The following is a 21,378-nucleotide window of genomic DNA, read 5'->3' on the forward strand; positions in this document are numbered from 1 at the left end:
AAGTTTCTTAACTATCTAAATAGACTATCACTTTCGGCTATTCCTAAACAACAGATATAAATATCCAGCAAAAATTATTATACAACAAATTGAAAGTATCATGCCCAACTTAAATCCCTGTGGTAAATACACAAAGTCTATTTGATGTTTCCCTGATGGAACTGTGATACTCAATACACCATCATTGATTGTACGGATATCCACTTCTTTTCCGTCAATTTTAGCTTTCCAGCCTTTATCAGCCGCAATTGTTGTAAAAAGCACTTGTTCATTTTCAATAACCACTTCAGCAGTAGCATTTCGTCCAGATACCTTAAATTCTACACCTTTTTGCTGTGCTTTTTTAGTAGCTTCAGCAAATTTTTCTGTGTTTAAGGTTAACACTTTCGGTTCAAACAATTCTAAATGATCCGCATACTCAAAGACCACTTTTGCAGTGATTTCTTGTGCATTTTGATAGTTCCCTAAAGAATAATACTGCCCTGTTTTAGCCATTGGTGTGTTTGATTGTTGTTTATCTGTATCTATTTTTACTCTTGTTTGGCTCAAATTCTCATAGCTTGCAGGTAATAAATCTAAATAGACTTGTGATGCCTCATCTGTTTTAATTTTCCATTCAATTTTGATGGGTTTCTCTTTTTCTTTTGCGTTTAAAACAAGTAGCTCTTTTCCATATTTTGTTTCTGTCGTTAACTCTGCATTCTCTATATCAATGATTTTGGGAGAACTCGTCTTATAGAATTTTTCGTCCAAATCTGAAAGTGCTGATAAAAGTTGTTCTGGATCTGAAGAAACATCTTTTTCATAGACTCTTTCATCGGTTAATACGCCCATTGGTAAAGCATATTGGTTCTCATACAAATAATTTTGACCTTCTGCTCCAATTTTTTCAAAACCTGCCTTTGATAATGGCTTGTTTGCAATATTGTATTTTATCCCCATCAACGCATCTGTAATTAACGTATTATTTTGATAATAAATTTGCAAGTTCGTACCCGCTGAGCGAAATCCTAGTGTATTCATGTAATAAGATGAGTGGCGATTTCTAATTGACGAAAACATCCCAATACCGCTATATCCATAGCGAAAACTTTCATTATTAGAAATTGCTGTCACGTTTTCTAATCGGTAGAAATTATTACTTTCTTTTTCCGTCTGTCTGACTAAACTTTGAACAGTTGAATAATCTTCGTTATATAAAGAACGGTTTGTATATCCCCAATCATCATCAATTCCCTTAACTAAATAAGCCGTATTGATACTCAGTTCCATGAGAAATATACTTATGAATACACTAATTAAAACGATCCTTTTACTTTTCATTTTATGATGCCAAAAGAACAATGATAAATAAGCTGCTAAAAATAACACCGTCAAGATAAAAGAAGTATAGCTTAAGTAGTCATATCCGTCACTTTTGGCCGTCACAACACGGACAATCAAAAAAAGGATAAGTAATCCTAAAATAATATTAACAATCCGCTCAAAATCTTCTTTTTTATAGTTAGACCAACCAAATCCTGCCAACAATAAAATTGTAAACGAAAATAAAAAGCTAAAACGAAATAAAAACATATTAGGTGCATGAAAGCCATGCCAAAACAAGTTTAAGCCTTCTATATAAAAGCTAAGAACTAATACTAGTAAAAGACTCCCATAACAAATTTTATTTAAACGTGGTATTTTTTTGGTTGAGAAAAAGAATAAACAAAATATAATTGGCACAAGTCCTACATAAATGAACGGAATTGAGCCATAACGAGTGGAGTCATAAACACCAATCATATTTTTTATCACTATATCCCACGGTCCCGTTGCAGCAGTTTTTAGCTTGTTGATATCCGTTAATGCCTCTCCATTCGTTTTCAAATCAATTATTGCCGGTAAAAGTAATACCATCGATGCTCCACCAGCAAGTATGGCTGTAAGCAAATAACTGAAACTTTTCTTTGCATACCGTTTCTTATCTGTCAACAACCGTACTATAAAGTACATAAATGAATAGATCCCTACCATGAAACCAATATAATAATTGGAAATGAATAAGAAAAAGTAACCGACAAATAATAGTGCTGGACGATGGTAATCCATTAATCGATTAATCCCTAAGACAATCAGTGGTAAATAAAGAATGCCATCTAGCCACATAATGACTTCTGAATTAGCAATAGTAAAGCCCATTAATGCATAGCTTATACTAAGCATCACATCTCCCCATTTAGGAATATAAAAAGTTCGAGAAGAAAAAAACCAAAAAGATAAGCCGATACACCCAATTTTCAATAAAGTTAAAAAATAAATAAAATCCGGCATATTTTGATTATCAAAAAAATAAACAAGCGGTGTAAAAATTCCACCCAAATAGTAACTGATAAAAGAGAAGTAATTTAACCCCAGAGAACCCGACCACGAATATAAAATACTTTTATCACTCTTCATCATTGTATTAAAACTTGCAAAAAAATTAGAATATTGGCCAAAAGCATCGCTTGCTAAGATACTCAATTTACTTCCTGGATAAATCCCAATTGAAAAATAGATGCAGCCTAAAATTAGAACAGGCATAATAAAACTTGCAAGTGCATATTTATTAAAACTTATGCCAAGTGAATATTTAGTTTTTAACTGTCTCATTATACTTTTCCTACCCCTTTAACTAGTAGATTTCCATTCAACTTTCCTATGTGAATCAGAGGCTAATCACAGTCAAATTCTGCCCATTTAATCTGATTACATTGAAAGAAATGAAAGATTTTTAGAACAATCCTTTTTTACTTTTATACACACTTGATTAGAAACTGGCTAGTTTGTGCAGCGGTAAAATTCTCATCTCAACCGTCCCAATAATGTCTTTTTCATCCACTAAACCATAGTAACGGGAATCTGTGGAATACGGTCGATTATCTCCTAAAACTAAATATTTACCTCTTGGAATAGTAGCATATTTTACATTTGGCAATTGTTGTAACTGAAAATCATCCGTTACTAATTCTTCATTTTGTTTGGCGTGATTCAACTGATTCTGTAAAAAACGTTCAACAGTTTCTTGGTGATTGATATACAATTGATCATTTTTATATTGAATATGTTCATTGGGAAGACCTATCACTCGTCGAATGGATGTTTCTTGACTATTTGGTAACTTAAAATAGATAAGTTTGAATCGCCTGATCGTGCCTAAACGATTCACAAAAACACGATCGCCGTTATTCAAGACAGGCGTCATCCCATACCCTTCTACTTTCGGTAAGGTAAAAATGGTTAATGAGAGGATCATGAAAAGAAACGATACGATAACCGTTGTTAAAAGTATTTCTTTCCAAAATTCTTTCATTGATTTTGATGTATTTTTTTTTATAGAAACACGCTTCTTTTTTGTTTTTACTATTTTTTCTTTAGTTGACTTTCTCCGAGTAACCTTTGATTGGGTGCTATCCTTTTTTTGTGGCTTTTTTTTCAATGTTTTTTTGTTTGACATCTTTATCATCCACTTACTTTTTTTGCTGTAATGCCTGCTCGTTGACTTTGAAGTAGTCGATAATTTTCGTTTGCGTCACTTGAGTCTTTTGGATTACACTAATATATTCTTCACGCGTTTGTGGGTTTTCGATCATTTCACTACTTTGATTGTTCAAATTTAAACCAAGTTCTTTCACTTGATTGTAATAACGTGTCAATAACCGCTGTCCTTCTGTTGTTAACCTGCCATCTGCCCCTCGCATTCCAAAACTAGATAGTTTTGCTGCTAATTCACGTAAATTATTTTCAGCTTTCTCAGAATTATTATTTTCACTCAGCGAATTAATTTGATTAATCGTCTCATTGAGTAAGTAATATCCCTGAACAATGCCTTCTGAATCTCGTTCGCCTAAATTAGTTGCTTGATAATAGCGAGAATAAAAGGCTGTTGAACATAAGCAAAGAGCCAGGACAAAACAAACAATAACGTTACGTCGTTGTTTTTTTCGCTTTACAGTTGCTTTTTTTATTTTTCGTCTAATTTTTTTTCGTTTGCGTGTATTTTTTGTTTTTATACGTGACAACTGTCCCAATAGTTTTCCTGTTTTAAGTAGGCTAAAGAAACAAAATAAAGAAAACAATGCAAAGAGGATAGCTCCTGATAATGTAGCAATAAATACCCAGTCTAGTAATAGCATTTTTCTATCCTCCTATAAACGCTTAACGTTTCTTGCCTTTAGAGACTCTTTTTTTATTTTTAGTATTCTTTTTTTTATTTTTATTCATTGTTCGAACAATGAAATAGATAATCAAAATTACAATCAATACTCCAAAGATAATCAGTAGAATCAGTTGCCAATTAATTCGGTTTTCTTGTAATAAGCTGACATCTTCCTGATTAAACTTATCTGCTTCTTCGTTACTGATTGTAAACTTCTGCTCCCATTCCCACTTTTCACCTGTTTTTGCTGTAACCAATACATGTGCTCGATAATCGCCTGGCACCATTTTCTCACCGTTCATTGATACAGGAAACTTTATTTTAGAATTGGGTGCCATACGCATTTTTGTTTGCTTTGTATCATACAAAACTTCATCTGATTTTGCGCCCATTACTTGAACATCCACCGTCATATCATCTAAATAAGCAGATTGTGTATTAGAAAAATCAATCATGATCGCGTTACGATAATTTTTTAAATCTGCATACACCTTATTTAATTTCAAGTCTGGTTTAACTTCTCTATCCGTTTCAGTCAGCAACATTCCAACTAAATAAGCATATTTATTTTTAATCATGCCTTCTTGCTTTTCAGATTCCTGATCTCGTTCAATCATGTAAATACCACCAGAAATAACACCATCATATGTAGCTTCTGGCATCGTAATATCAATAGGATAATCAACTGTTTGCTTTGGTGGAATCACGACAGATTCTTTTCCTTTCACAATATCTGCAAAATCATATTTTAGAGAGGAATCTTTTTCTAAGCTTGATGGTCCATTTTCTAATACACCATTGCTGTTTGTTTTTGTGCTGTTTAACCCTACATCTACGGTAACCTCTTTATCAGAGCTATTGCTTAATTGGATTACAACCGTTTGTTTTTGACCTGGTGTCATTCTTAAGTCGAAGTAACTTGCTTCTTTATGTTGATTTTCTGGGTAGATTACTTTGTAGCTGAAACCACTGCTGGCAGCTTCTTCACTACTTTCATTTGCTGAAGCAGCATTCGGCCTACTGATCAGAGTAATCGCTATGTAAAAAATAATAGTAATATAGGCTAAAAATTTTTTATTCATTCTTTTCACGTTCCTTCTTTCAAAGTGAACAGGATCACCATTATTACTTTTTGATGATCCTGCTCAAACTTACTTTTATGCTAATTTATATTAGCGTGCGTCAGCGATTGTCCAAGTAATTGTTGATGTATATTCACTAGCTGTTGATAATTTGTTATTTGCAGCTGGAATAGAAAGTTTTACAGATTTATCTGCATTTCCGTCTGCCATTTTACCAAAGACTAAATCAAAACGACCAAATCCTTTATCATCTGCATCTTGATTTACAAATTCAGTAGGAGTCGTTCCATCTGTTGCTAATACTTGCGTTTTTGCTGCAGCTGTTGGATTAATTTGGCCTGCATCACCTGTTGTTGTTAAGCGAATGTTATCGTAGGTAAGTGTTGCGGCTTTTAATTCTTTTCCAGCTGTATTTTTGAATGTTGTTGCTTTTGCAGTTAATTTATATTTATTGGGAAGATCATCTGCACGTTCATCTTTAAACGTCACAAAGTTAGGCATTTCTACAGTATTATCTGCATTATCTTTCTCAGTTGTTTTAAATGTGCTCGCATAGTATTCCCAACCGTTAGCCGTTGGCGTTGTTACTTCGTTTGTACCAAAATCAAGTGGTGCAATTGATACAACTTTCAATGGGCCATTATCTGGGTTTACTGGTGGTTCTGTAATTTCAGGTCCATCTGTTTCAGGCGGTGTAACAGTATCTGTTCCAGTACCATCTTGTTTGAATTTAATTTTACCCGTTGAAGAACTTACTTTTGCATCTCCTCCGTCGGCTTTTGCTACTGATGGTAACGCTAGTCCTACTCCGATTACTGTTAATAATGCTGCTCCGCATAATTTGTGTGTCAATTTCATTCTTGTTTCCTCCTAGGATTTGTTTTAAATTTATGGCAACTCGGATAATACCCAAGTTAACACCGTTTCATATTGTACTGGGTCTTTTTTTGTTTTCCCTGGTACGGTTAAAGAGACTGCATTATTTTGATAGATTGGCTGATTATTAAAATCAGGATCAAGGATAGGCTGTCCATTTTGATCAATTCTCGGACTGAGTGTGTCTTTGCGTCCTTGTTGGTTATCAATGGTTGCCCCAAAAATAATTGACCACGTTCCTTCACCTGCCCCAGCTTTTGCTTGTGCCAAGTCGTAAGTTTCGCCAATATTATTAATGTGAATAACCTCTTTTGACACAGTCGGCGCAAAGCTGCTGTCATTAATCGAATTTGTCCACGATTGATCCAATGAAATAACGGCACCTTTTAATTCTTTATTTTTGGTTGTCTCATTTTTCAACTGTGTTTCTTGTCGGACTTGTAAGGTCCATCCGCTTTTATTTTCACGGTAATCGGATATTTGAACAAAATTCCCTCTTGCACCTGTTCCGTCAAGAAATAGTTGTGCATTTGCAAAATACGTTTGATCTTTGTCTGAAACTTCATTGCTCCAAAAGTTTAACTTAGGAACAAAATCAAACCTCAGTGGCCCCTCGGTTGTTGGCGTTGCACCTGGATCAGCAGCCTTATCAGGATGTTCTGGGTCAACAATTTCTTTAGGATACTCACCTGTAAACTTCACTGTACCGCTGCCAGAGTAACTAGTTGTTTCAGCAGATACACTTAATGATTTAATACTTGTTACTACCATCGCTACAACAATAAGGATAAAAATGCGTTGTTTTTTCATTGATTTTAACGCTCCCTTCTTGCTGATTTTTTTTCCTTTTTCTTTCGTAAAAAAAGAATTAAGACTAAAATAACCAAGATCAAACCACTAATACTTAAACTAGTTTTGACAAGTTCACCCGTTGAGGGATATCTGCCTTTTGGTTTCGTGACAACTTCTGACTTACTCGTGACCGTCGTTGCAGTTGTATTCGTTGTATTACTTTCGCTTTCTGAGGTACTAGCTTCATAAAATCCCACGCCAGCTTTTGTTTGTATTTGTCCTATTTCTTCAGCATAAACAGTTGAAAAAGTAGTTAAGCAGAAACTTAAGCATAAAATAGAGACAAATAAGAAACGATTTTTTACGATTTTCTTCATTTATTTCTTCCTCCATCGCTTAATATGCTTCTTCTACTCGCCAAATCAATGTGGTTTCGTATTCTCCAGTCAACTTCACTGCACCAGAAGGGACATCTAGTCGAAGGCCTTGTTTATCTGGTCCCCAAGTTCTTGTGGAGATATCGTATTGTCCTGAAGCATCGTGTTTTGTCTGAAGCACATCTTGTGCATCAGTCGATAGTACTTTCTTATCTGAAGCTGTTTGATAGCTTAAAACACCACTTAGTACATGCGCCGGACTATCTGGCATACTTAGTTCATCTTCAAGTTTTACAGATAACTTCCAGTTATCTAGATTCTTTCTATTATCCCAAATCACTAAAGGTTGATCGTAAGATGGATTATTATCTTTTGTTCCTTTCCAGCTGACCTCGTGACTGCCAAAATTAATTTCTGTTGGACCAGAATAAATTGACAACGTACCTTGGAACGTATAAGTGATTGTAGATTCTTCTGTTCCAATAGGCACGGCAGTTTCATTCGTTGGACGTCCAGAATTTTCTAGCAGATAGCGGTCTGCAAGAACAGAGTTAATTGCGTCTGTCACCAATTTTTCTTTTGTTAAGTCTATCGTAGAACCTACATTTCCTTTTAAGGTAACATTGTCATGCAAGCTTCCACCTGATTCATCAACAAATTGAACTTTGACCGTTTGTTCTGAGAGTTTGACCGTAACCTGAATCACTTTTGTGATATCTGTTGCCAAACCAGAGTCTGCGGCTTTGACAGTAAGAACGACTGGATACGTCCCACTCGTCTTGCTTGGAGACAAACCAGCTAAGTCAGTAACTTGAACCTTATCTGTTAAATCTGTATATACGCCATCTACTATTTTATGGGAAGAAACGTTACTCTGTGATAAAATTTGTGCTTTTAGCTGTGCCTCTGTCATATCCTTAATCGTTTTCGTCTCTAAAGTGATATCTTGTGCATCAATACCATTTGTTGTTTCATGTACGATTAGCTTAGACGTAACAACTGTTTCGTTTTTCGCATCATCCATTACAATGACTTTAACCTCATGTTCGCCAACAGTATTAACAAGCGTATCAATTTCACCCAGTGTTTCTGCAGTATATTTATAGGTAAAATTTTGTATCACTGGATTAGTATCTGTGGGATTTTGAACGAATACACTTGGATTCGGTGTGGTATCTCCTTTTCCAAGATGATACTCTTTAGGCTCTCCCTTTGGTGGTGTGACGTCTAAAACAACTTGGGTTGCAGTATCTGTTTTACCATCTAAAAAGGAGTAAGCTGTAATGGTTGTTCCTGCTGAAAAATGTTTTCCTTCCGGCAATGTATAGGAATAATTACCAGAAGCATCTGCCTGAACAGTAAAATTGTCTGAATATAAGGGATCTTGTCCTGAACTTGTTACTGGGCTTTTCACACTATTTTTAGCTGGATCAATCAATACTCCGACACTATCGACAATTGGTTTATCTGATAACCTGACATATGCACCTGGATTGGTTGTTCCACTGATTGTTGTTGAATCTGTTGAAGAGATATCATCTGTTGCTTTGCTCAAAATACTGACACTAACATCAGGAATATACTCATACAAAACACGTTGAACATTTTTAGTTGTAAATCCAGTCGTTGAATTTTTAAAGCTCGCTTCATTTGCCGTCGTTAGAGAAGAGGCTTTTGTGATAGTGGGATTAATTTCGCTATAGTTGATCAGCATGCCATACATTGGTGTCCAACTTCTATTAGGCGAACCGTCCAAAACTCCTCTATTCCAGATGTTAACTTTTTGGATATCAACATCTAGCTTTCCAAGGGTTCCTCCAATACGAATCAAGCCTGAATCACCTGCGTTCATTACAGCTGTTCGTTGTAAGTTAACTCGTAAAGCATCCGCAAATTGGAAAGTTGATCCTTGCGTCGCAAAGCGAATTAGACTTTGAGCTGGATTGGTACTGTCGCTTGAAATATTGAAAGTCCCTTTTTTATTTACTTTAAACGTTGCATCACCGCTAGCATAAATAATATCCGTTTCAGAGTTGCCCATGCTTGTTGCCTCTATATTTAAGGCTCCTTCTTCATCAACAATCAATGACGATCCGCCACCCATAGAAATAATACTTCTAGTATCACCAGATCCTCCAGAAGTACGTCCATCTGATTTAATATTTAGGGCCGCTTTTTTGCCGATTGTTAATTTGGAATTTGCTGAATAAAGATCCAATGAACCCCAATCTGTTTTTCCTTTTGGAGAATTTAGATTTAAGGTCGCTCCTTCATTCAGCGTAACATTACCATTCGCTACATATAAATTTTGTCCGTACGCTTCTCCCCAATCATTTGATGGTCCCGTTGTGACGGTCATCGTTGAGTTCTTATCTAAAACCAATGATCCACCATTCATCAACCATATATTTCCAGAATTGATTGTGTTACTTTTAAAAGTGGCATTTTCCATTAAAGTCAAATTGGATATCTCTAAATTTGCTTGACCCAATGCATTGATTTGCCAATTTGTCCGAAATGGAGACGTGTAGTATTGTGTCATATTATTCTCAACAGTACCTGACATATATACTTGTGCGTATGGGGAATGGAGTAATTCTGAACCTGTATCCTTGAGGTTATGGAATGTTAGTTTAGACAGTCTCTGATTGTCGGCACTTAAATCTACATAGCTAGTAAATCCATAATAGTTTCCATGGTAAGCAGTTAAGTTTTGCCAAGTAATATCCCAACCATTTGTTCCAGTCACTGTGTTGTTATAAAAACCAATCATTAATGATCTGAAATCGATTGTATTATTATTGCCCTCTATAACTAATTTTCTAGCAATCCCAGTTCTAGTCATGTACCTAAAGTTAGCAGTAGCATTGGCATTCGATGTTGCACCAGCGCTTATAGAATTTAATGTACCGCTGATACTAGGATCGTCAGGCGTTTCAAACGACTTAGTAATACTTATCGCTTTGACACTAGTATCATCTATAGCACGAATCAGTTGCTCCCAGCTTTGTACTTCTCTTATTTCATTACCAGTAAATTGTGTTAAGTCAACTTCTCCAGTTGCTACGTTTCCTTCAGTAGTTTGTATATCTTCTGCTTTGATTAATGACTGTTTACCTAAAAATCCCAATAGAACAATCATTCCCAAGAAGATAATTCCTAAGAAAAAAGACTTTTTTCCGATTTTCATTTTTTCTTCAACTCCTCTCCTTTCAAATTTATTTGTACGTTTGTCTTTAGAACGTACAATGTATTTCCATTTTCCTTGCTAAGAATATTATTTTTTGATACCTTAAATTATGAGAAAATTAGCTATGTCCGTTTAATCATCGCTTCGACGTTTCCAACAGCAAATCGTATGATTGATAATGCTGATTTTCTCTTATTTGCAAAATGTTATTCTTAGCTCAAAAAAATGAAAACTATTATGGTCAATTCTCCGTCACCGTCATTTCCCTTGTAGAGATAAGTATTCACTCAACAATTTCAACCGCCATGACAGACAGTGTTTGCATTATCAAATATCCAGCATGTAGCCTTTTGAACGAACTGTTTTAATATAGGTATGTGACTCGTTATGTTCATCTAACTTTTGGCGCAAATGGAATATCAAGTTACTTATACGATATTTTTTGTAATTTTCATTATTTGTCTTTTTCCATACTTCGTTTAGAATTTCTTCATATGTAACCGTCGTCTTACTATGTTTGTAAAGTATTTCTAGTATTTTAAACTCTTGTTTCGTCAAATAAATCTCTTCTTCATCGCCCAAAAGCACACTAAGGTTCTGGGGAATTAATTTAAACGATGCCCCATTCTTTTTCTTTTTTGAGAAACTTTTGCTGAAAAAAATTTGTTCTTTCATTTCACCCTTCACAGTACATAAGTTGTTTGAAATAATTAATGCAACTTCATCCAAATTATTAGAGCTATCAAATACCATATTAGCTCCCAATTCAAGAAATAGTGTACGTTCACTATTTTCTTTTACTTCAGAAAGAATCCATAAAAACTTAGTCGTCTTCTTGCGTATTTCTATCAACAATCTAAATATCGTTGTACTGCTCAAAATATCATTTTTTTTTATTAAAATAGCATCCAATTCATTTAAGTGACTCACAATATCTTCTTTTTCAAAACATGTTAATGAAAGTTCATGATTGTTAAAACTCTTTATTAGTTTACCTTCCTCATCTTTGGGCAAAGATACATAGCCGATTTTGTACATTTTTAATTCTTCCTTTCTGATATCAATCAACAAATTCTCTTCTACAACACATTTCTAGTTTGCACATAAATAAACAGTTAAAATACTGTTATTAATGGTTCGAACCCTCTATAATGAAAATTATAGACGATATTTGAACTATCTGATTCTCTCTTTTTGTTCACAGCTTTTCCGTCTTTTTATTTCTTATTTCTACGACAAATAAGAAATAAAGTGGGATTATTGTTCTACACGACACTTATCTCTTTTTTTGACCATTTCTTTGACGGAGTTATTTAGGTAATACATGCTATTGAGCTTTCAGAAATAAATGATCTATTGCTGTGATAGCGTTTATCCTGTTTTCTAACAATGAATCAGCATATGTATCCAGAGTCAATTTAATTGAATGATGTCCTAATATTTGGCTCAAGCTCGCTATGTCTACTCCTTGTTCCAAACAACGTGTGGCAAAGGTATGTCTTAAAGAATGGAAACGAATGTCTGGAAGTTCTAGTTTATTAACAACTTTTTTAAATCGATAATTTATCGTTCGTGGCTCCGTTAATCCACCATTACAACAAATCACATACGGCCCTGAAGAATATTTTTGTTTTTCCAGTAAATAGTTTCTAAGGTTTTCCGCCATAGGAATTATTCGGGCTGAATGATCCGATTTTGGAGAACCTGCTATTACTATGGTTTTTGTTAGTGTTGTACTTTCATTGGTTATTCGGGTGATTGTTCTTCTTACTTGAATCAAATTCTTATCAAAGTCAATATCTTCCCATTTTAGACCACTAATTTCTCCAATTCTCATACCTGAATATAATGCTAAAAAAACAGGGGAGCATTTCTTTTCTGTTAAAGCCAACATTTCAATTTTTCTCTGCTCTTCTAATGTAAGTGCATTTATTTTTTTTGTTGTAGTTTTGGGAAGAACGATATTGTCACATGGGTTTTGAAGTAAATATCTTTGTTTTACAGCTGAGTTTAAGGTTTTCTTTAAAATATTGAATATATTTTTGATCGTACCAGAAGCAAAATTCTGCTCAGCAAGGTGATAGACAAACTCTTGAATCGTATCCTGTGTGAGTTTTTGAACTTTTATATCACCTAATTTCGGTAAAATATGACGTTTGATCAGCCTAGTATAATTTGAGTATGTCGTAGGTTTCACAGTATATCTCATCGTTGTCATCATCCAATTTCCAATGAATTCCTCAAATGTCTCATTATAACTAGCAACAGAACAATTGGAGGTAAGGTATCTAGCTTTGACAAATGTTAGCTTTTCTTTTACTTCTGAATACTGTTTGCCATAGATGGAACCATAAATTATTTTTTTTTCTGGTGTTCGTTGTTTAATATACCTCCCCTCCCAACGACCATCTTTTCTTTTATAAATATTTTCACCTTTTCTTACCATAGTAAATTGATCCTTTCTTGACGATTTTTTTGACGGCTTATCAAAAGATAATTCGATTCCTTTCAAAAAAATTTCTAAAAAAATGTTTTTTTCTCATTTTTTTTAATCTTTTTTAAAATATTAGATAAAAACGATTATTGACTTTAAGAGATTTCTCAGTTAATATAAATACAAATTTAATTTAATAGATAAATTTAAGTTATTTTTCACAAATTAATCATTATTTCTTATTTCTTATTTGTCGTAGAAATAAGAAATAAATACGGGGTCTATTTTCTCTAATTTTTTAACTATATTTCGTTAATTACATATGTATATTGTATACTTATTTTTTTGCACCCTAAATAGATTGAATATTCCATCTATTTAAAAATTGACTATTCAAGAATTTTTTGTTTCACCCGATACAAATATTCACTATATTTTTACTTTTTTAAAATCCATGATATTGAGTAAAAAGTAACGTCTGAACTCATTATCTATAGCTACTTTTTACTCTAGAATAGTTCCCTTCGTTTTTTTAATTGAGAGGTGGTTCTGCTATACTTATTTTGGTAACAAACAATCCTTCTTCTTGAATTTCAATTGTCAAAGTATACGGAGAATTAGCCAGCATTGTTTCAACCAGATAAATGCCTAATCCAGTACCACTTATCGAACTAAACGTTGCAAAGGGTTCTCCAATTAATTGCAAGTCAATGTTATTATGTCCGGATATTTTATTTTTAATCGCTAGGCTATTTTCGGTGACTTTTATGAATATAATACTATCTTCTAATGTATAATTAATTGCATTACTGATTAAATTAGAAAAAACTTTTTCAATAATTTTTCTGTCTAGTTCCATAAAAAAATCATTTATAAACTCACGGCAGACCGTCAGTTTTTTGTCCTCTAATAGTACATCATAGTGATGAATAACCTCATTGATGATTTCTATTGAAGACTGTTCTGACTGTTGACTAAGGTTATTTTTTTGACTGATAAATAATATTTCTCTAATTAATTGGTCTAAATTATTGGTTTGATTATTGATTTCTATCAAAATATCTCGAGTATTTTGTGCTTGATTTAGATTTTCTAATTGATTAACCAATAATTTAGTAGACATCAGGGGTGTTTTCATTTCATGTGTCATCCCTTTTAAAAGAGCAGAGTTGTTTGATTCCAGTTTTTTTACAAGTTGAACTTCTTTTTCTAGCTTATTTTGTGCATACTTTAATTCTGAATAAAGTTCTTTTACTTGTGATTCGATTTCTGCATATTCTTCTAATCTCAAATTTAAATTGAGGTCAACTATTTCATCATTTGATACATTCATTTTGGTTAGATCAAATAAAATATCCAATTTTTTTCTTTCACGTTTAAATAAAGAAACATAGATAGTAATAATTACAGCTATACTAAAGGCAGCTAAAAATAAGACATATGGAACAGACTCCAATATTATATTGCTGATATCTGGAGGCGTTAATTGAATTGGATAACTTATATAAACGTTTAGATCATTCACCTTAAATTGCGTAACAATTCCTCTCATAGGCACTAACAGCATATTGAAATCGTAGTTAAATGGTTCTGAATCATTTTGAGGATAAATAATTTTCCCATTTGAGTTTGTAATGATTACTCGATAGCCATTAACAACAAAAGGCCTTAGATAGCTATAATCCTTATTAGTTTCAATAATTTCACGTATTTTTACAGTTGTTCCATCGAATATATCTTGTTGCTCTTTTTCTATTTCTTTCCCTAGATTCAATGTGATGACACCAATCACTATAAAAAATACGATAAAAGACATGATTATTGAAAGCAAAACGATAACTACTTTAGTTGGCCACTGGATTGGCTTATTCTTTTTCAATTCGGTAGCCAACTCCTTTGAGCGTATCTATCAGATCTTTTCCCAATTTATTGCGTAGATTTTTAATATGGACATCAATCGTTCTGGAATCAACGTAGTAGTCGTATCCCCAAAGTGCCGTTAAAAATTCATCTCTAGAAAATACTTTTCCTTGGTTTAATAACATAGCTTGCAGAATGTCAAATTCTTTTGCAGTCAATGTGATTCTTTCTCCATTTTTCTCTACAATATAGTTACCAATTTCAATCATAATATTTTTATAGCGTAGTTTTTTAACCGATTTTTGAGCATTTGACTCGATACGTCTCAATATAGCATCAATTTTTAAGAGTAATATATTTACAGAAAATGGCTTCACAACATAATCATAGATTTTTCGATTATAAAGATTGATTTGCGTAAATTCATCATTCAACGCACTGATAACAATTATAGGGATTTGATGAATCTCTAACCTGTCCAAAAATTCTTCTCCGCTCATTTTAGGCAACATCAAATCGAGTAAAATTAAATCATAATTTTTTGATTCAAAAGAAACTAAGGCAGATTCTGCATCTGGAAAAGCGGACACATCATAGTTTTCTTTTTTTAAACTCAAGCATAAACCTTTTCTAATTTCATCTGTATCCTCTATTAGAAGAATTGATTTTTTCATAATTCTCACCTCTATTAAAGGATAGCAAATTATTTAATTTAATTTAAATAATTGGCCTTCTTTAATAGTCAGTACTACATCAGATTGTTGTTCTATTATGGGATCATGTGTCACAACGATGATACATTTTCCCTTTTCTTTTAATTGTTTAAATAGATTCATCACTTCTTTAGCATTACCTCTATCTAAATTTCCTGTTGGTTCATCAGCAATAATCAAGTCCGTATCTAAAGCAACTGCTCTTGCAATCGATACTCTTTGCTGTTGGCCACCCGATAATTGAGCACTTTTCTTGGTTTGATTCTCTCCTTTAATATCTAACTGATTAAGAATTGTTTGAACAAAAGGAAGAACACTTCTATCTTTTTTCTGATGGATTGCTAAGCCTAACTTGATGTTATCAATTGCTGATAAATATGAGACTAAGTTAAAAGATTGAAAAATATAACTGATTGACTTTCTATATTTGACGTAATTACTTACTTCTTTTTGATTGTAAAAAACCTGTCCTTCTTGGAGAAACTCTAATCCTGATATTACGGAAAGAAACGTTGATTTTCCAACACCAGATACTCCGACAATTGAATATATTTTTCCTTTTTCAAATGAATAGTTAATATTTTTCAATATTGTTTGATCATTATAACAATAAGATAAATTTTTGACTTCAAGCATATTGTTCCTCCCTATTCTGTACTAGATAAAATTGATTTTGGACTCTTCTTAAGAATCCTCATTGTTGGAATTGTTGTTGAAAACAGAACAATTCCTAGTAGTATCATGAAAATAAAGCCTGCTATCTTGATATTTTGCGCTTTATCTTGCTCTTGGATTTGAATTTCTGTATCTAATTTTACACTTGTATCTTCAACATAATTTGGTCCCCGCTGAACCATTGGCTCTTGTTTACTATCTGAAATTGTTTGTTGCATTTCTTGATTGATCGTTTCAGCTGCAATTGGATTGACGATGAAATTCGAAATACCAGATCCAATCATAAAACTAATAACTAATACTGTTGTAACTTCTAAAAACATTTGTAGCAATATTTTAAACTTTGTTTCACCTAAAGCTAAAAGTAGTCCTATTTCATACTTTCTTTCACGTAATGACAGTAACATGATCAATGAAACGATTACCGCAGCAACTACAAAGATCACCAGTTGTAAAACAGAGAAGATATTCATAATTTTATCTATCATGTTACTTATTGTTTTATATTGCTCATAAGTACTATTGAATTTAATAGCTGAAAAATCACCCCCACCTGATTTGATTTCTGAAATAAATTTATCCGTATTCATTGGATTTTTTAGTTCGACTTTTACTTTTTCGTAATTCATAATCGGTGAGTTGATACCCTCATCTTGAAATTGAACCTTTTTAGCATCATCCAATACTTTTCTTGTAGAATAAAATGTTTCTTTTTCTTTACTTAGATAGACCGATTCATTATCTTCTGTTAATGTATAAACTCCTGAAATTTTTGCATCCATTTCTTTTTTCGTTTTGTTTTCTTGGAAGCCTGAACTTAGATCTAAATTTAACGAATCACCAACTTTAAGATTATATTCTTTCGCATACTTTTCTGATACCATTATTGGATTTTCTAAATCAGAATTGTCAGGTAATTTCCCCTCGACCACTTTTATCTTAGTCTTAGCTAAATCTGGGTTAGTGCTATCGAAAATTGATAGTTCATTTGTTGGTGTTACGTAACCTTCTGGTACTTGATCTGATACGTTAGTTGATTCATTATTTGAAAATTGTGTACTGACTGCAGCATTACTATAGACGGAAAAGTCTTTCACGTATGAGGACTCGCTAATTTTTTTTACTAATTGCTCATCAATATTTTGTTTACCGCTACTTGATCCTCCTCCATACATTTCTTTCATCAAAGCATCCAGATCAAGCTCAACTGAAATAACAGGATTCACTTGATCTTTTGTTTCATTTAGTACTTTTTTTAATGAATGTTGAATAGATGATCCTGAAACTAAAAAGACTGAAACAACAATAAATAAGACACCTAGAATTATGGTTCTTTTTTTTAAATTGATAATACTTTGAAAAATTCTTTGAAAAATACTCAAAAGATTACCTCCTTGCTGAATTGATTTTTAGTTTACTTTATCGAAGTGAAGTGTATATGTTTTGTATGTAAAGTTAATGTAAATTCCCGTTTTTGTATTTTTTATAAAAAAATAAAATGATAAGAAAAGTCGATTATCGATTTTTCTTATCATTTTATTTAACTATTATATATCTTGTTCGTATCCATATAATTTCAATTTACCTGAGAGATACTCACCTAAATATATTTCATTGATTCCTTTATATTTTTCATTTTGAACCTGCTCATTTAACCATTCAATATCTTTATTAATTAATTCCAGCACATCATAGTTTGCTTGACCATCTACAATGATTGGATACCGAATACTTTCATCTCCGAATTCTATCATAGTTAATTGTCCATTTTGTTCTAAAACAGCTCTTTTTACATTTTCAACTTCATAAATAGCATTCGCTCTTAATTTAAACATCAATTCATTCGCCGAAATGCCACACCTTAGACATTCATTTACATCAACTTTTCCATCTTTGATTAAAGTGATTGGTCTACCATCCACAATATACTTTACATATCGATTATGCTCTTTAGCAAACTTAACTGTCAATACAAGCAACGTCCAAATAATCAATACTAAAACAAACTGCAATACACTAATTGATTCATTATAAATTACACCTCCTATAATTCCACCTAGGACATAATTTTGAACCTGATCCATTGCCGAGGAAGGCGCTAGGTTACCTTTCCCCATTAGATTTATCTGAATAATTAAACAAATAATTCCTAAGCCAAGTTTGATAATAATTGGACTATATAGTTGCATGATATCTTCCTTTCTATTCAACCTATTGCGTAATTGTAATATTTGGATTCATTAAATGAGCTTCTTCTAAGACATATGAATTTTGATCCATACTTAATATCGTCTTGTAGTATTTATCTTTAATTTTTACAAGTGTTCCATCAACTAGTTGAGTTGAACTTACGAGAATCTCTGTTTTGTTTACCCCTTTTTCTTTTGATATCTGCTTCACAAAATTGACCAGTTGAGACGATTGTGAATTTTTACTTTGATTTTGTGTATAATCGGAATACTGAACACCCAGTAAAAATAATAGTAGTAAAAAAGTGATTATACTTAAATCGCGATATTTCGTTTGAATCCTATGGCGCATATACAAACTAAACGCAATAATCATTACAATCAATGCACCGAAAATAAAAAAATACTTAATATAATCATTGAGATTGGATTGTGATTCCAAGTAATTTATGCCGTAAAAATTCATTAAAAATCCCTCCAATAAAAATTTAATCTTTAAAATATATAGTATTATAATATGCTTTATTGACTCAAAATAAAAGCATACTTACTCATAAAATAAAACACCTCGTCACAAAGATCGTACTGGGTGTTTTGTTTTTATCTCTTTTTTCCTCTTGAAAATACCGCTATACAGCCATTTCCTGTATGACTAGTGATTGTTGGTCCAAGTGGATGTAAACGAATTTCTTTGACTTGAACTTTTTCTTCGATCAAAGCTTTGACTTTTTCTGCACTTTCTAAATCGCCAGCATAGGCAATAAATACGGTTTGCTTCAATGGTTCAACCATTCCTTGAACGGTTTCATCTGCTATTTTTTTCAACGCTTTACCTCGTCCGCGGACTTTGCTGATATTTTGTAGTTTTCCCTGTTCATCCACTACAATGATTGGTTTAACGTTCATCAACCCACCGATTGCTGCTGCCGCTTTAGAGATTCGGCCGCCACGTTCCAGATGCTTTAAATCATCCACTGTGACCCACGAATGCACGGTCATTTTATTTTCCGATAACCATAGTAGGATATCCTCTAAAGAATGACCATCTGCTTTTAATTGGATAGCTTCGCTAACTAGCAAACCTTCACCTAAACTAGCTGCTTTCGTGTCTATAACGTAAATTTCAGCGTCATTGTACTCTTCTTTCAATATATCGACAGCTTGCATCGCACTTTGATACGAGCCACTTAATCCAGAAGAAAAAGCTAAATACAAGATCGGTGTCTTCTTTTCTACAAAGGGTCTAAAAAATTCAATATAGCGTCCCACATTTACCTGAGAAGTTGTCGGCATGCCGCCTGTTTTGATTTCTTGTAAAAACCAATCATAATCAAATGTCTTCCCCAAATCATCGACTAATTCTTTCCCATTTAACTGAATCGTCATACTGATAAAATCAACATCGTTTGCTTCTAAATATGTATATGGTAAATCACAACATGAGTCTGTCATTAATTTAAATGTCATTTTTAAGTCCTCCCTAACTGTTTTTCTATTTTAACACATAATCGATTGTTACTCATGTTTTATTAGAGTAGAATCAGACTAAAAAAGGACATATTTTGGAGAAAGATGAATAAAAAAACGAGAGACATTTGATAATTTGTCTCTCGCTTGCTTTTTAAATTTAAATTTGTGCCCAAACGCTTTCTAATACGTTTGTTTGATTACGGTCTGGACCTACTGAGAATGTTGAAATACGTACACCTACTAATTCAGAAATACGGTGAACATAGTTTCTTGCATTAGCAGGTAGATCGGCTAATGTTTTACATCCAGTGATATCCTCTGACCAACCTGGTAACTCTTCATAAACCGGTTTACAACGGCTCAATTCCTTCAAGCTAGCTGGATAATGATAAATCAATTCTCCATCTAATTCATAGGCTGTACAGATTTTTACTGTTTCTAAACCACTTAACACATCGATAGAATTCAATGATAAATTCGTGATTCCTGATACGCGTTTAGAGTGACGCATCACAACAGTATCAAACCAACCCACACGACGAGGACGACCTGTTGTAGTCCCATATTCTTTCCCAACTTTACGAATTGTTTCTCCTGTTTCATCATACAATTCTGTCGGGAATGGTCCGTCACCAACACGTGAAGTGTAAGCTTTACATACACCAACGACTTTATTGATCTTTGAAGGACCAACACCACTACCGATCGTCACGCCTCCAGCAACTGGATTTGATGATGTCACAAATGGATACGTTCCTTGGTCAATATCCAACATAACGCCTTGAGCACCTTCAAATAAAACACGTTTTCCAGCATCTAATGCATCATTTAAAATAACAGAAGTGTCTGTTACGTATTGTTTAATTTGTTGACCATATTCATAGTATTCTTCAAAAATATCTTCAAACGCAATTGGCTCGCTATCAAACATTTTGACGAATTGACGGTTTTTTTCTTCTAGATTGATTTTCAAGCGTTCTTCAAAGATTTCTTTATCTAATAAATCTGCCACACGAATCCCTACACGAGCTGCTTTATCCATGTATGCTGGACCGATCCCTTTGATTGTTGTACCAATTTTATTTTCACCTTTGGCATCTTCTTGCAATTGATCCAATTGGATATGATACGGTAAAATCACATGAGCACGGTCAGAGATACGTAAATTATCTGTGGTCACATTGTTATCTTTTAAATACGCTAGCTCTTTTACTAGTGATTTCGGATTGACTACAACACCATTTCCGATCACACTGATTTTATCTTTGTAAAAGATACCTGAAGGAATCAAGTGTAGTTTATAAGTTACACCATCAAATTTAATGGTATGACCTGCATTATCTCCGCCTTGATAACGTGCGATGACCTCAGCATTCTCACTTAAGAAATCTGTGATCTTTCCTTTTCCTTCATCGCCCCACTGCGTTCCGACTACTACAACTGATGACATTCGAACACCTCGTTCTAAATTATTTTGTCCTGATTTATTGTACCAATAAAACAGAACGCTTTCAAGGAAAAATCGAATATTATTTTTTAG

At 33.3% G+C, this 21,378-nt stretch carries 18 protein-coding genes; all 18 read right to left on the bottom strand.

Translation table 11 applies throughout. From position 1 onward, the window contains the following. Positions 1-27 precede the first annotated feature (27 nt). Positions 28-2,634, bottom strand: a complete 2,607-nt coding sequence (locus ATZ35_RS05030; protein WP_208929778.1) for a YfhO family protein — start codon at positions 2,632-2,634, stop codon at positions 28-30. A 157-nt stretch (positions 2,635-2,791) separates the two neighbouring features. After that, positions 2,792-3,478: a signal peptidase I gene (lepB, locus tag ATZ35_RS05035; protein ID WP_208929779.1), complete on the bottom strand. Its 687-nt coding sequence runs from the start codon at positions 3,476-3,478 to the stop codon at positions 2,792-2,794. A 13-nt stretch (positions 3,479-3,491) separates the two neighbouring features. Next, complete coding sequence (locus ATZ35_RS05040) at positions 3,492-4,157, bottom strand: hypothetical protein (protein WP_208929780.1); 666 nt, start codon at positions 4,155-4,157, stop codon at positions 3,492-3,494. Positions 4,158-4,179: 22 nt separating this feature from the next. Then, a complete protein-coding gene (locus ATZ35_RS05045) occupies positions 4,180-5,262 on the bottom strand; it encodes a WxLIP family cell surface protein (RefSeq protein ID WP_208929781.1) in 1,083 nt (360 codons plus the stop codon). A 90-nt stretch (positions 5,263-5,352) separates the two neighbouring features. Continuing rightward, complete coding sequence (locus tag ATZ35_RS05050; protein ID WP_208929782.1) at positions 5,353-6,120, bottom strand: WxL domain-containing protein; 768 nt, start codon at positions 6,118-6,120, stop codon at positions 5,353-5,355. Positions 6,121-6,150: 30 nt separating this feature from the next. Next, complete coding sequence (locus ATZ35_RS05055) at positions 6,151-6,948, bottom strand: WxL domain-containing protein (RefSeq protein ID WP_208929783.1); 798 nt, start codon at positions 6,946-6,948, stop codon at positions 6,151-6,153. 5 nt (positions 6,949-6,953) lie between these two features. Next, the gene (locus ATZ35_RS05060) at positions 6,954-7,307 is read right to left on the bottom strand and encodes an EF2685/EF0750 family sortase-dependent surface protein (RefSeq protein ID WP_208929784.1); all 354 of its coding nucleotides are present in this window, start codon (positions 7,305-7,307) and stop codon (positions 6,954-6,956) included. Between the two features lie 19 nt (positions 7,308-7,326). Next, a complete protein-coding gene (locus tag ATZ35_RS05065) occupies positions 7,327-10,497 on the bottom strand; it encodes a pectate lyase-like adhesive domain-containing protein (protein ID WP_208929785.1) in 3,171 nt (1,056 codons plus the stop codon). 327 nt (positions 10,498-10,824) lie between these two features. Beyond that, the gene (locus ATZ35_RS05070) at positions 10,825-11,535 is read right to left on the bottom strand and encodes a winged helix-turn-helix domain-containing protein (protein WP_208929786.1); all 711 of its coding nucleotides are present in this window, start codon (positions 11,533-11,535) and stop codon (positions 10,825-10,827) included. 289 nt (positions 11,536-11,824) lie between these two features. Continuing rightward, positions 11,825-12,943, bottom strand: a complete 1,119-nt coding sequence (locus ATZ35_RS05075; RefSeq protein ID WP_208929787.1) for a tyrosine-type recombinase/integrase — start codon at positions 12,941-12,943, stop codon at positions 11,825-11,827. Positions 12,944-13,463: 520 nt separating this feature from the next. Next, a complete protein-coding gene (locus ATZ35_RS05080; RefSeq protein WP_208929788.1) occupies positions 13,464-14,810 on the bottom strand; it encodes a sensor histidine kinase in 1,347 nt (448 codons plus the stop codon). Continuing rightward, entirely contained in the window at positions 14,797-15,465 is a 669-nt protein-coding gene (locus tag ATZ35_RS05085) for a response regulator transcription factor (RefSeq protein ID WP_208929789.1), read from the bottom strand. Before ATZ35_RS05085 ends, ATZ35_RS05080 begins: the two co-directional genes overlap by 14 nt. A 33-nt stretch (positions 15,466-15,498) precedes the next feature. After that, positions 15,499-16,140, bottom strand: coding sequence for an ABC transporter ATP-binding protein (locus ATZ35_RS05090; RefSeq protein ID WP_208929790.1), 642 nt, complete (start codon positions 16,138-16,140; stop codon positions 15,499-15,501). Positions 16,141-16,151: 11 nt separating this feature from the next. Further along, complete coding sequence (locus ATZ35_RS05095) at positions 16,152-17,561, bottom strand: ABC transporter permease (RefSeq protein WP_208929791.1); 1,410 nt, start codon at positions 17,559-17,561, stop codon at positions 16,152-16,154. Between the two features lie 165 nt (positions 17,562-17,726). Next, a complete protein-coding gene (locus ATZ35_RS05100) occupies positions 17,727-18,368 on the bottom strand; it encodes a DUF421 domain-containing protein (protein ID WP_208929792.1) in 642 nt (213 codons plus the stop codon). A 22-nt stretch (positions 18,369-18,390) separates the two neighbouring features. Further along, positions 18,391-18,834, bottom strand: coding sequence for a DUF3290 domain-containing protein (locus tag ATZ35_RS05105; protein WP_208929793.1), 444 nt, complete (start codon positions 18,832-18,834; stop codon positions 18,391-18,393). A 134-nt stretch (positions 18,835-18,968) separates the two neighbouring features. Further along, the gene (locus tag ATZ35_RS05110) at positions 18,969-19,835 is read right to left on the bottom strand and encodes a DegV family protein (protein WP_208929794.1); all 867 of its coding nucleotides are present in this window, start codon (positions 19,833-19,835) and stop codon (positions 18,969-18,971) included. Positions 19,836-19,995: 160 nt separating this feature from the next. Continuing rightward, the gene (locus tag ATZ35_RS05115) at positions 19,996-21,288 is read right to left on the bottom strand and encodes an adenylosuccinate synthase (RefSeq protein WP_208929795.1); all 1,293 of its coding nucleotides are present in this window, start codon (positions 21,286-21,288) and stop codon (positions 19,996-19,998) included. Positions 21,289-21,378 lie beyond the last annotated feature (90 nt).

The organism is Enterococcus rotai, from assembly GCF_001465345.1.
Taxonomy (GTDB): domain Bacteria; phylum Bacillota; class Bacilli; order Lactobacillales; family Enterococcaceae; genus Enterococcus_L; species Enterococcus_L rotai.